The following is an 11,106-nucleotide window of genomic DNA, read 5'->3' on the forward strand; positions in this document are numbered from 1 at the left end:
CTCGCTTGCGCTCTCAAAACATGTGCATCAGCCTCCAAAAGCTGCAAAAAATGACATGTTTGGAGGCTGACGTACACGTTTGAATGGAGCGGGCCGGCGTTGGAGCGCGCCAGCACTTGCGCCCAGCAAAAGTCGCACCTATCCCATGACGCCGCCCCTGCGCCGCCCGCGATGTGCTAGCGTTTGGATGAACAAAACGAGCCCGCGCGGAAAGGATCCGGACCGTATGCAATGCGATAGCACATCCCCACTGTCCCGCGAGACCGATGCACCCGAAACCATCGTCAAGCTGGAATGCGACATCGACGACGCGTCGCCCGAGGTGCTCGCCTACGCTGCCGACCGCCTGCGCGAGGCGGGTGCGCGCGAGGTGCATTGGCTGCCCCTCTATTGCAAGAAAGGCCGCCCCAGCTGGCAGCTACAGGTAATCTGTGCTCACGAGGATATCGAGCGTCTGCAGACGATCATCTTTTTGGAAACCACGACCAATGGTATCCGTCGCCAGGTTATGGAGCGCGTTTGCCTGCCACGCCGCTTTGAGCGCGTAACGACGCCATGGGGCGAGGTGTCCGTCAAGGTGGCCACCCTGCCCGACGGCAGTGAGCGTGCGGCACCCGAGTACGAGGACTGCGCCCGCCTTGCCCGTGAGCACAACGTGCCGCTCCAGCGCGTGATGCAGGCGGCGCAAGCCGTGGCACTGCGATTTGAATAACGCGGCTGGTGGCGACATCCTGCGCCCAGCCATATCAACCCCATTCGAAAGGATCTCCCCATGAAATACCTCATCGCCTCCGACATCCACGGCTCGGCATACTGGGCCGAGCGCCTGGTCGCCGACATCGAATCCGAGCAGCCCGACCGCATCGTGCTGCTGGGCGACCTGCTCTACCACGGTCCGCGCAACGACTTGCCGCGCGATTACGCCCCCAAGCGCGTAATCCCGCTGCTCAACGCCCTGGCCGACCGCATCATCGCGGTGCGCGGCAACTGCGATGCCGAGGTCGACCAGATGGTGCTCGACTTCCCCGTCATGGCCGACTACGCCACGCTGTTCGACGAGACCGGCCGCGAGCTGTTCCTGACGCACGGCCATGTCTTTGGCGCCGGCATGCACAACAGCGTCGACCACGCGCCCGCGTTGCCCGAGGGCTCCGCGCTCGTCTACGGTCATACGCACATCAAGGTCAACGAGGAAAGCGCCGCGCACCCGGGCCTGTGGCTCTTCAACCCCGGTAGCGTGAGCATCCCCAAGGACGGCTCGCACAGCTACGGCATCTACGAGGGCGGCGCGTTCCGCCACGTGATCCTGGAGGAGGAATAGCCATGGCGCAGCACATGGCTCAGCAAAATGCCGAGGGCTCGCGCAATCTGTCCACGCTGGTCGACGCGTCGGCCGAGCTGCAGCATCTGGTGCAGACCGTCTGGCGCTTGCGTCAGCCCGACGGCTGCCCGTGGGACCGCGAGCAGACGCACCGCAGCATTGGCAAGAACATGATCGAGGAGGCCTACGAGGCGCTCGACTGCATCGAGGCGGACGACGCGGTTCACCTGCGCGAGGAGCTGGGTGACGTGCTCATGCAGGTCGTGCTGCATGCGCAGATTGCTGCTGACGCCGGCGAGTTTACGCTGGCCGACGTGGCGCACGATATCGACGCCAAGCTCATCCGCCGTCATCCGCACGTGTTTGGCGATGTAGATGCCGACAGTTCCGACGAGGTACTCAAGATTTGGGACGAGGTTAAGCTTGCCGAGAAAGCCGCCAAGGACAAGGCCGTGGCGGCAGGCGAGGCTGCGCCCGAGGGCCTGCTCGACGGCGTGCCCACGCATCTACCGGCGCTGATGCAGGCGCAGAAGGTGTCGCGCAAGGCGGCTGCCGTGGGCTTTGAGTGGGAGACGGTCCAGGACGTGTGGGACGAGGTCGCCGAGGAGCGTGCCGAGTTTGAGGCCGAGGCCCCTGGCTCGCCCGAGCGCGAAATGGAGTTTGGCGATCTGCTCTTTGCCCTGGTCAACGTTGCACGCAAAGAGGGCATTGACGCCGAGAGTGCCCTTCGTGCCAGCACGGCAAAGTTCCGCCGCCGCTGGGCCGCGATGGAGCGGATGGCGGCCGATGCTCACGTGGATCTTGCCGAGCTTTCGACCCACGGCCTCAACGACCTGTGGGATGCCGCAAAGGCGGAGGAGTAAGACTGCGGGAACGACGGGCTGACACGCTTCATCGTTCCCGCTAAATTTTTCGAAAATCAAGTGTATCCCTCGGCTAACTTAGGGCATAATGCAAAAAGTGCGACATGGCTAACTTACGGAGACGCACCGACGGTGCACGGTCAGCCGGTCGCTTGCATTCACTACGTTTCCAAGTGAGAGGGAGACAACATGAGCGATATTTTGGACGTCTACGGTCGCGAGGTGCTCGACAGCCGCGGCAACCCCACCGTCGAGGTCGAGGTCGTGCTCGAGGACGGCAGCTTCGGCCGCGCGATGGTGCCTTCGGGCGCTTCGACCGGCGCCTTTGAGGCCTGCGAGCTGCGCGACGGCGACAAGGGCCGCTATCTGGGCAAGGGTGTCTCGCAGGCCGTCGAGCACGTCAACAACGAGTGCGCCGATGCCGTCGTAGGCCTCGACGCCTTCGATCAGCGCGCCGTCGATGCCGCGCTGATTGCCGCGGACGGTACCCCCAACAAGACCAAGCTCGGTGCCAACGCCATCCTGGGCGTGTCGCTGGCCGTTGCCCGCGCCGCTGCCGAGTCGTCGGGCCTGTCGCTGTACCAGTACCTGGGCGGCGTCAACGCTCATCTGCTGCCCACACCTATGATGAATATCCTCAACGGCGGCGTGCATGCCGACAATAACGTCGACTTCCAGGAGTTCATGATCATGCCGGTGGGCGCCCCGAGCTTTGCCGAGGGCCTGCGTTGGTGCGCCGAGGTCTACCACACCCTCAAGGGCGTGCTGCACGAGGCCGGCCTGGGCGGCGGCGTGGGCGACGAGGGCGGCTTTGCCCCCAACCTTAAGACCAATGCCGAGCCGTTCGAGTACATCACCAAGGCCGTCGAGAAGGCTGGCTTTAAGCCCGGCGTCGACTTTATGTACGCCATGGATCCGGCGTCCACCGAGTTCTACAACGCCGAGACCGGTATGTACGAGCTCAAGGGCGAGGGCGTTGAGTACACGAGCGCCCAGATGGTCGATTACTGGGAGAAGCTCGTCGACACTTATCCCATCATCTCCATCGAGGACGGCATGGCCGAGGAGGACTGGGACGGCTGGGTCGAGCTTACCCGCCGCATTGGCAATAAGGTGCAGCTCGTAGGCGACGACCTGTTCGTCACCAACACCGAGCGCCTCAAGAAGGGCATCGAGCTGGGCGCCGCCAACGCGATCCTGGTCAAGGTCAACCAGATCGGCACGCTCACCGAGTCGCTCGAGGCTATCGAAACCGCCAAGGAGGCCGGCTACGCTTGCATCGTGAGCCACCGTTCCGGCGAGACCGAGGACTCCACGATCGCCGACCTGGTCGTGGGCGTTAACGCCGGCCAGATCAAGTCGGGCGCCCCGTGCCGCAGCGACCGTATCGCCAAGTACAACCAGCTCATCCGTATCGAGGACGAGCTCGAGGGCAGCGCGCGCTACGCCGGCAAGTCTGCGTTCTACAACATCCGCTAGGCAGCGGCGTGTGCGGCGGCGGGGCTGACTCGGATTCGCCTCGCTTCCGCCGGGCACTGTTGAGCACCATTGGGCGCTGGGCCATATGGCTCAGCGCCTTTTTTATGTCGAGCAAGGGCCGCCGAAGGCGTTGCGCGCGCTCGTGCTATAACTAAGGGACTTAGCGCAAACAAACCTCAACCGCACAAGGCGCACATGGATCAGATTTACGACAACAGGTACTATTCCGCCGGTTCGCGTGAGCCGTCGCCTCGTCGTGCGCGTACCGCGCAGCTTGGCGGGTCCGACTACGGCGGCGTCGATCACCGCGCACGGCGTCCGCCAAGTGCCTCACACTCCCGTGCTCAAATGAATACGTCGACGGACCACCCGCCACGTTCGGCGCGCCCGACGCATGCTCAGCGCCCCTCGGCTCAAACGCACGAAAAGTCGACCAGGCCCTCGAACCGTCTTTCGGGCTCGGACTTTATGCACTACGCCAACGACAACGCAGTGGTCAAGGCAATTTACGACTTTACCCACGGTCCTCAGCGAGGGCTATTCATCGGCATTGTCGTTGCCCTGGTGCTCGTGAGCCTGTATTTCCCCGTGCGCGATCTGTACGTGGCAAAGCGTTCGAGCGATATCTTGGCCAAGCAGGTCGAGATTCGCCAGCAGTACAACGACGAGCTGCAAAAAAGCGTCGACAAGCTGCTCTCGGAGGAGGGTATCAAGGACGCGGCATCCGAGGACTTGGGCCTGGTGATGCCCGGCGAGACCAAGATTGACGTGCTGGGCTTGGATGACGATTCGGACTCGTCGTCGAGCAAGAAGTCGTCGAACGCCAAGAAGGCCAGCGAAGTTGCCAAGGAAATCGAAGAAGTCGGTAAGGACGCGCCGTGGTACATCCAGGCGCTCGACATGCTGTTTGGGTTTAACGGTGTCGAGGGCCAGACGGTCGTGTCCAACGGCAAATAGCGCCCGGAGGGGAGCCCGCAATGACAAATTGCAAACGCTATAAGGTGGCCGCGATCGACCTGGGAACGGTATCGTCGCGACTGGTGTTGGCCCAGGTCGAGGGCGGGGCGATCGTGGAATCGTCCAAGCATACCGAGATTACCGATCTGGGCGAGGGCGTCGACGCGACAGGTCGCTTTTGCGAGGCGGCTGTCGAGCGCGTGCTCGCTGCGTGCCGGATGTTTGTGGACGAGGCGCATGCCTTTGGGGCCGTGTGCATCTGCACCACGTGCACGAGTGCCGCGCGCGATGCGTCCAATGCCGCCCTGCTGTTGGACGGCCTGCGCGAGCTGGGGCTCGAACCGCAGGTGATTCCGGGCGAGGTTGAGGCGCGTCTGACGTTTTTTGGCGTGGCGCACGACTTTGCTGGCGAGCGCATCATTGTTGCCGATTCGGGCGGCGGGTCCACGGAACTCGCGACGGGTGTGTACGCACCGGAGCGTGGGGTCTTCGCGCTGGAGGGTACGCGTTCGCTGGACATCGGTTGTCGCCGCGTGACGGAGCGGTTTTTCTCGGCACTGCCGCCTGCGGACGGCGAGCTTGCTGCCGCTGCCAACTGGGCGGGCGAGCAGTTCGCCGCCTATTTTGAGGGCCTGCCGAGCAATTTTGAGCGTGCAGAGCGCCTGGTCGCGGTGGGTGGCACCGTCACCACGCTCGTGGCGCTGGTTCACGAGCTGGAGCCGTATGATTCGAGCTTCGTGCACCTGCGCGAGCTTTCGCTGGAGCAGGTCTCGGCCGCTATCGAGCGCATGTCTGTGTTGGACGCGGACGGCATCGCCGCGCTACCGGGTGTACAGCCCAAACGCGCGGGCGTGATCTTGGCTGGCGCCGTGGTGATTCGCGAGCTCATGCGTGCCGGCGGCTACAAGACGCTCACCGTAAGCGAGAATAGCCTACTCGCCGGTATGGCCGCCACCATCAACGAGACTCTCGACGGTACGACTCCCACCATCGCCTGGACCCCGAGTCTGAGCGCTCTTTAACCGTCTCCCTCTGAGTTGCGGTGAAATAGTTCCTAAATGGGCTGGTAAACGGCCAAAACAGGAACTATTCCACCGCAACTTAAAGCCCCACCGGCGTCCAAAAGAAACGAGCCCGCATCCCTGGGGGACACGGGCTCGTAAACAATACGTGGTAGGGGCGGTGGGACTCGAACCCACAATCCTTGCGGCGAGAGATTTTAAGTCTCCTGCGTATGCCAATTCCGCCACGCCCCCGTGAGACTAGAAGTCTAGCACAAGCCGTCCGTTACGCGTTGACGGCCATCGAGTGTTGGCCCGACTTCTCCAGGAACTCCTGGAACTTGGCTTCGTCGCCCTTGTTCTTGTACTGCAGGGCCAGCAGGTATTCCAGGCGGCAGCTCTTGACCTTGTCGTCACCGGCCTCCTTGAGCATGCGCTCCAGCTCGGGAATGTCGTTGTGGCGCTTCAAGATCATCGTGTCGTACATCAGCTGGCATTCGTGTGCGACTGCCTCGGCCTGACCGCCCTCAAAGCCCTTGATCTCGTGCAGGAGCTCCTTGGATTTTTTGCGGTCCTCCTGGCCAACGTAGTAGTTAAAGGCCTTAATCACCAGGTCGACGCGCTGCATCTTGGGCAGATTGAGTCCCAGCAGCAAATCGAACATCTCGTCGGCGCGCTTGTGGTCCTCGCGCAGCAGATAGGAGTTCAGGCGCAGGTAGTCGCGGTTATAGCGCGGGTACAGCATGCTGGTGAGTTTGCCATCGAGCAAGCGATCGAACTCGTCCCACTGCTTGGCAGCCATAAGCTGCTGCAGGCGCTTAAACGTGGTGCGTTTTTTGACGCTAAAGAACACCGACACGGCGATACAGATGATGACGACGGCGGTCCAGAGGGTGCGGGAATCGGGCATATTGGGGTCCTTAGTCGCTCATAAAGCGAGCGGTATGACAACACGTACTAGATGTATTATACGCAGCGCGCAAGCAAACTGGCATAAAAGCTCATCGAGGCTGAGTGCCATCGCTCGCTGCGGTACACTTACCTAAAGTAAACCACGAAGGGAGACATTACCTATGAAGAAGATCGTTTTGGCTTGCGGTGCTGGCGCTGCTACTTCCACGCTCGTTGCCCAGAAGGTCGCTACCCTGCTCGACGCCAACGGTTACGCCGACAAGTACGAGATCGTGCAGTGCGCCATCTCCGAGGCCAAGGACGTTTGCGACGAGGGCGCCGACCTGCTGATCGCCACCACCGTTGCCCCCGAGGGCCTCACCTGCCCGTACGTGAGCGGCGTGCCCTTCATGACCGGCATGAACCGCGTCGCTGCCGAGAAGGCCGTTCTCGACGTCATGGCACAGTAGGCGCTGACTTCATGAGTGAGCAGAACGCCAACCCGGTAGAGCTCTTTGGCATGCGCGTCGCTCACGTGGGCATCAACGCCACCGACCCGGCCGATGCCCTGGAGATCGCGGAGCTGTTCTCGACGATGATGGGCCTGCCCGTTATCGAGACCCCGGTTTCGTACTTTAACGATTCGCTGGTCGAGATCATGAAGCAGAACGGTCGTGGCACCAAGGGCCACATTGGCTTTGCCGTCAACGACATCGATGCGGCCGAGAAGTGGTTTGCCGAGCGTGGGCTCGAGGTCAACGAGGAGTCGCGCGTGCTGCTGCCCGACGGCGGCACCAAGCTCGTGTACTTTAAGCGCGAGTTCGCCGGCTTCGCCGTGCACCTGTGCCGCGAGTAGCGCGCAAGCTGCTTTAGTTAGCAAAAAGGGATAGGGCCGCATGGCCTTATCCCTTTATTTATGCCGAGGGGCTTCCTACCGCGGCAGGCGAATCGTAAAGCGGCTGCCGACGCCCTCGACCGAGGTCACACCGATGACGCCGCCGTGGCTGTCGACGATCCACTTGGCGATAGCGAGCCCCAGGCCCGAACCCTGTGCACCGACATCGCGCGCGTTGTCGGCACGGTAGAACCGCTCGAACGCGTGAGCTGCGGATTCCTGGTTCATGCCGATGCCCTCGTCCTCAACGCTTATGTCGATCGTGCCCGCGCCCGCATCCGGCGCTACGCCAAACGTGATGGGCGTGCCCGCGTCCGAATACTTGGCGGCATTCTGCACGATTACGCGCAGAGCCTGCTTCACGAGCGCCACGTCAACGGGCGCGTCGCAGCGCGGGTCGCTGGCAAGCGCGGCGTCAAAGGCCAGTCGATACGTGTGCTCGGTATCGATCATCTGCGATTCTTCGCAAACCTCGCCGATCAGTGCGGCCAGGTTGGTATTCGCGCGCCGCAGCACGGTGCGGCCGGCATCGCCGCGCGCCAAAAACAGCAGCTGCTCCACGAGCTCCTGCATATGCTCGCTTTCGGTCTTGAGCGAGGCGATGGACTCTGCTAGTACGTCCGGGTCGTCTTTGCCCCAGCGGTCGAGCATGTTTACGTAGCCCTGAATCACCGCGATGGGCGTGCGCAGCTCGTGACTCGCATCGTTGACAAAGCGCATCTGCTGCAGCTTGGCCTCTTGCATCTGGCGCAGCAGGCGGTTGAGCGCGACCTCGATACTCGCCAGATCGGCGTCGCCAGTGGTGACGCTTGGCGAATCGACGCTTGCTCGCTCGATGGCCTGCTCCAGCGTTTCCATCTTGCCGCCGGAGAGCTGCATGCGGCCGAGCTCGTCCACGCGCAAGGCTAGGTCGTTGAGCGGTGCCATGGTGCGGCGCACGCGTCGGGCGCCGCCGAGCATGTTGAGCACGCTGATGACCTGCCAACCTACAACGACAAGGTAGAGAGGCCATAGCGTGACGAGGTCCTGCGCGAGGGGGAAGGTCTTGGTGGTACGCGCAAGCTCGACGGTATAGGTGAGCGTGGCCAGGTCCCAGCCGCGCGCGGGCGTCAGCGATATGCCGTGAACGGTGGCGCCGGGGATCCACCCCGCGGCAAACGCGCCGTCGGGCAGCGTCTGGTTGTATCCATAGACAAGGATTGCCGTCGCAATCGCCACCAGCAACAGATCGAGCCAGACGTAGCTCATCAGGCGGCGCCACATATAGCTCCAGTTGATGGCACGGGCGATGGATGTGACGCGCTTGGTCTCGGCGTTACGCGCGGCAGACATAGCCCACCCCGCGTACGGTCTGGATGATGCGGGCGCCGCCAGCGTCCTCGATCTTGGCGCGTAGGTGCGCGATGTGCACGTCGACGTTGTTGGTGTCGCCCACGTATTCGTAGCCCAGCGCCTCGTGCGCGATGCGCTCGCGTGTGAGTACGGTCTCGGCATGCGCCATAAGCAGGGCGAGGACATCGAACTCGCGGGCAGTCAGCACGATGGGCGAGCCGCCGACCGTGACTTCGCGGCGGTTGGGGTCGAGCGCAACCGAGCCCACGGTGAGTGTGGCGGGGGAGGGCGTGGCAGCAGCCTGGGCCGTGTCGGTTGCCGGGGACATTGTGACGATACCGGCGGCCGTGCCGCTCGCTACGCCAGTCCCGGCGCCGACGCCGCCAACGCCCGAAGCCGCCCGCACGGCCTCCGCGCGCTTCAACGCCACGCGGATCCGTGCGAACAGCTCCTCAATCGCAAACGGCTTGGTCAGGTAATCGTCGGCGCCGGCGTCGAGCCCAGCCACCTTGTCCATCACGGCATCGCGCGCGGTGACCATGATCACCGGCACGTCCTTGTGCTTACGTACGCGCCGCAGCACCTCCATGCCGTTGAGCTGCGGCAATAGCACATCGAGCAGAATCAGATCGTAGTTGCGCTCCAGCGCCAGGTCCACGGCGGTGCGGCCGTCGGCGGCGTGCTCCACCTGGTAGCCCTCGTGCTCCAGTTCGAGCGTCACAAAGCGGGCGATTTTCTCCTCGTCCTCTACGATCAGGATCCGTGTCATGCGTGCCCCCGTCTGCGATTACTTGTCGTCGTTGAGATTTTGCTTGATGTCATCCGCGGCATCGGCGGCATGATTCATTAGGTTGTTGATGCTGCCGGGCACGTCGCCGTCGCTGTCGATGCGGTAGCGCATGCCAAAGAACAGGCCAAGCAGCATCAGCCAAATCGTGGCGCCCCAGGCAAACAGGGCGACGATGGGAATCAGGATAGGAATGTTGAGGATGATCGCGTCGCGGCGTGTGGCGATAAACTTGGTGTCCAGGCTCAGGCGGAAGAGCTTTTTGAGGTACTCCCACACGCTGTCCATCTTCTTGGAGAAGTCGGTCTTTTCGCTCGACTTTTCGTAGGCGGCCTGCGCGGCGACCATCTCGGCCGAGGGCTCGTCGACCGGCGCGGACTCGGTGGCGGCGTGCGCCGACGTGGTCTGGGTCTTGCCCTGCGACTCGAGCCAAATGATGGCATCAAGGACGTTGCCGCCGGCGGCGTCGAGCGCTGCCTTGGCATCGGTGTAGCTCACGTTGCACTTGGTGCGGATGGTTTCAACTTTTTCGAGGTCGTCCATGACCTGTCCTTTCGTTCGATGGGCGCGACGCCGGGCGATCTGCCCGGGCGCGAGCGTTGCGTTCGGCGGCCTGCGTTGCGCGGCGCCGCCCCGCCCTTGGTCGAACTCTATAGTGCAGGTTATAGATTAAGCGATTCTTGAGCCAAGATTAATGTTGGATGAGTTTTTGGGTGGCGGTGGGGAAGGGCAGAAAAGGCAGGTTTTGCGGGGCGTGAAGGAGGGGCGGTCTGATCTTTGGGACAGCTGATAGCGAGGTCTAATACTTTTCCGAGATGTGAACGAGTGAAAACGGACCCCCGAAGCATCGACACTTTAGAGGTGCCGCTTCCTGCGGTTTTAATGCCGAAATCCTGCGATTTTGCCGCCGAAAGGTGCGGATGTTTCAGGGGTCCAAAAACAGCCGTTCACTTCGCGGAAAAGTATTAGACCTCAATAGCGGGGGATGGGGTGCCGGTAGCAAAGCGGCGTCAAGGGTTGGTCGTGCAGGCGGTTTCTCCATTGATGTCCGTACGACATGTGACACTTACCCTGCCGCCATGCTCCGTCGCGGCGGCATTCATCTGAACAACAACCCTCTAAGGAGTTCGATACCAATGAGCGATAACACCAAGCATCTCGCAAAGAAGTGCGTCAAGGACGCGGGGCCGTGTCTTGCGCTGTGCGTGGCCGGCGCAGCGGTCGCGCTGCTGGCTGTTTTGGGGCCATTCGACGTGCTCCGAAGTGCCAGTTCTCTGCACGTTTGCATGGCCCTTGCCGCCGCCATGATGACCGGCGGCGTGCTCGATTTGATCTTTTGGGTGCTCGACCCGTTTGGATGGAAGAACGAGGAGTAAGCCCTAAGGATGGAAGGGCTGGAACGGTTGGCTTAGTGATCGTGCAGAATGTGGCTAGCGACTTACAGCGAAGTGGTATGCTCTGCCGCGGCTTTGCCGGCGCGTATCCGGCTCCCGCGCGGAGCGGCTTTGGCTGGCGCGATGCGGTCTATGCGGTCGGCGTGGCGTTGCTCGCCGTGTTGTGTGCGGTACTGTAGCGCGGGC

14 protein-coding genes and 1 tRNA gene are annotated in these 11,106 nt (G+C 62.6%); 10 read left to right on the plus strand and 5 right to left on the minus strand.

From position 1 onward, the window contains the following. The first annotated feature begins 226 nt into the window (after positions 1-226). The 6 genes from larC (at position 227) to AAAX72_RS07675 (ending at position 5,642) form a co-directional block, all read left to right on the plus strand. Positions 227-712 (plus strand): nickel insertion protein, encoded by a 486-nt coding sequence (gene larC / locus AAAX72_RS07650; protein ID WP_226812481.1) that lies wholly within the window; start codon positions 227-229, stop codon positions 710-712. Between the two features lie 60 nt (positions 713-772). Continuing rightward, positions 773-1,321: a phosphodiesterase gene (yfcE, locus tag AAAX72_RS07655; protein ID WP_349129819.1), complete on the plus strand. Its 549-nt coding sequence runs from the start codon at positions 773-775 to the stop codon at positions 1,319-1,321. 2 nt (positions 1,322-1,323) lie between these two features. After that, positions 1,324-2,184, plus strand: a complete 861-nt coding sequence (gene mazG / locus AAAX72_RS07660; protein ID WP_152067989.1) for a nucleoside triphosphate pyrophosphohydrolase — start codon at positions 1,324-1,326, stop codon at positions 2,182-2,184. A gap of 189 nt (positions 2,185-2,373) precedes the next feature. After that, entirely contained in the window at positions 2,374-3,663 is a 1,290-nt protein-coding gene (gene eno, locus AAAX72_RS07665; protein WP_349129821.1) for a phosphopyruvate hydratase, read from the plus strand. Between the two features lie 195 nt (positions 3,664-3,858). Next, entirely contained in the window at positions 3,859-4,620 is a 762-nt protein-coding gene (locus AAAX72_RS07670) for a hypothetical protein (RefSeq protein ID WP_349129822.1), read from the plus strand. A 20-nt stretch (positions 4,621-4,640) separates the two neighbouring features. After that, a complete protein-coding gene (locus AAAX72_RS07675) occupies positions 4,641-5,642 on the plus strand; it encodes a hypothetical protein (protein WP_349129823.1) in 1,002 nt (333 codons plus the stop codon). A gap of 149 nt (positions 5,643-5,791) precedes the next feature. Here the strand turns inward: AAAX72_RS07675 and AAAX72_RS07680 are convergent. Together AAAX72_RS07680 and AAAX72_RS07685 are read right to left on the minus strand one after the other, a co-directional pair. Continuing rightward, positions 5,792-5,876, minus strand: a tRNA-Leu gene (locus AAAX72_RS07680). 31 nt (positions 5,877-5,907) lie between these two features. Next, positions 5,908-6,531 carry a hypothetical protein gene (locus AAAX72_RS07685; RefSeq protein ID WP_138341467.1) on the minus strand — a complete coding sequence of 208 codons (624 nt, stop codon included), beginning with the start codon at positions 6,529-6,531 and terminating at the stop codon, positions 5,908-5,910. Positions 6,532-6,694: 163 nt separating this feature from the next. Here AAAX72_RS07685 and AAAX72_RS07690 point away from each other — a divergent pair, with 163 nt between their 5' ends. Further along, positions 6,695-6,982 (plus strand): PTS sugar transporter subunit IIB, encoded by a 288-nt coding sequence (locus AAAX72_RS07690; RefSeq protein ID WP_271738213.1) that lies wholly within the window; start codon positions 6,695-6,697, stop codon positions 6,980-6,982. Between the two features lie 11 nt (positions 6,983-6,993). Next, on the plus strand, positions 6,994-7,368 hold the full coding sequence (locus tag AAAX72_RS07695) for a VOC family protein (RefSeq protein ID WP_117564907.1): 375 nt from the start codon (positions 6,994-6,996) through the stop codon (positions 7,366-7,368). A 75-nt stretch (positions 7,369-7,443) separates the two neighbouring features. Here the strand turns inward: AAAX72_RS07695 and AAAX72_RS07700 are convergent, their stop codons facing one another. The 3 genes from AAAX72_RS07700 to AAAX72_RS07710 are packed head-to-tail and all read right to left on the minus strand — an operon-like array spanning position 7,444 to position 10,069. Further along, complete coding sequence (locus AAAX72_RS07700) at positions 7,444-8,739, minus strand: HAMP domain-containing sensor histidine kinase (protein ID WP_349129825.1); 1,296 nt, start codon at positions 8,737-8,739, stop codon at positions 7,444-7,446. Further along, positions 8,723-9,508, minus strand: coding sequence for a response regulator transcription factor (locus AAAX72_RS07705; RefSeq protein WP_349129826.1), 786 nt, complete (start codon positions 9,506-9,508; stop codon positions 8,723-8,725). The genes AAAX72_RS07700 and AAAX72_RS07705 overlap by 17 nt, the downstream gene beginning before the upstream one ends. Positions 9,509-9,526: 18 nt before the next feature. Further along, positions 9,527-10,069, minus strand: a complete 543-nt coding sequence (locus AAAX72_RS07710; protein WP_349129827.1) for a DUF4342 domain-containing protein — start codon at positions 10,067-10,069, stop codon at positions 9,527-9,529. 593 nt (positions 10,070-10,662) lie between these two features. Between AAAX72_RS07710 and AAAX72_RS07715 the strand changes: the two genes are divergently transcribed. Then, positions 10,663-10,902 carry a hypothetical protein gene (locus AAAX72_RS07715; RefSeq protein WP_349129828.1) on the plus strand — a complete coding sequence of 80 codons (240 nt, stop codon included), beginning with the start codon at positions 10,663-10,665 and terminating at the stop codon, positions 10,900-10,902. Between the two features lie 50 nt (positions 10,903-10,952). Then, positions 10,953-11,099: a hypothetical protein gene (locus tag AAAX72_RS07720; protein ID WP_349129829.1), complete on the plus strand. Its 147-nt coding sequence runs from the start codon at positions 10,953-10,955 to the stop codon at positions 11,097-11,099. The last annotated feature ends 7 nt before the right edge of the window (positions 11,100-11,106 follow it).

It is taken from the genome of Collinsella sp. CLA-ER-H8, assembly GCF_040092335.1.
GTDB lineage: Bacteria > Actinomycetota > Coriobacteriia > Coriobacteriales > Coriobacteriaceae > Collinsella.

Excerpts from the sequence above, each read along its gene's own strand:
- AAAX72_RS07690 (WP_271738213.1), top strand. The coding sequence starts at position 6,695 with ATGAAGAAGATCGTTTTGGCTTGCGGTGCTGGCGCTGCTACTTCCACG.
- larC (WP_226812481.1), top strand. The coding sequence starts at position 227 with ATGCAATGCGATAGCACATCCCCACTGTCCCGCGAGACCGATGCACCC.
- mazG (WP_152067989.1), top strand. The coding sequence starts at position 1,324 with ATGGCGCAGCACATGGCTCAGCAAAATGCCGAGGGCTCGCGCAATCTG.
- AAAX72_RS07670 (WP_349129822.1), top strand. The coding sequence starts at position 3,859 with ATGGATCAGATTTACGACAACAGGTACTATTCCGCCGGTTCGCGTGAG.
- AAAX72_RS07675 (WP_349129823.1), top strand. The coding sequence starts at position 4,641 with ATGACAAATTGCAAACGCTATAAGGTGGCCGCGATCGACCTGGGAACG.
- AAAX72_RS07695 (WP_117564907.1), top strand. The coding sequence starts at position 6,994 with ATGAGTGAGCAGAACGCCAACCCGGTAGAGCTCTTTGGCATGCGCGTC.
- AAAX72_RS07705 (WP_349129826.1), bottom strand. The coding sequence starts at position 9,508 with ATGACACGGATCCTGATCGTAGAGGACGAGGAGAAAATCGCCCGCTTT.
- AAAX72_RS07700 (WP_349129825.1), bottom strand. The coding sequence starts at position 8,739 with ATGTCTGCCGCGCGTAACGCCGAGACCAAGCGCGTCACATCCATCGCC.
- AAAX72_RS07710 (WP_349129827.1), bottom strand. The coding sequence starts at position 10,069 with ATGGACGACCTCGAAAAAGTTGAAACCATCCGCACCAAGTGCAACGTG.
- AAAX72_RS07715 (WP_349129828.1), top strand. The coding sequence starts at position 10,663 with ATGAGCGATAACACCAAGCATCTCGCAAAGAAGTGCGTCAAGGACGCG.
- yfcE (WP_349129819.1), top strand. The coding sequence starts at position 773 with ATGAAATACCTCATCGCCTCCGACATCCACGGCTCGGCATACTGGGCC.
- eno (WP_349129821.1), top strand. The coding sequence starts at position 2,374 with ATGAGCGATATTTTGGACGTCTACGGTCGCGAGGTGCTCGACAGCCGC.
- AAAX72_RS07685 (WP_138341467.1), bottom strand. The coding sequence starts at position 6,531 with ATGCCCGATTCCCGCACCCTCTGGACCGCCGTCGTCATCATCTGTATC.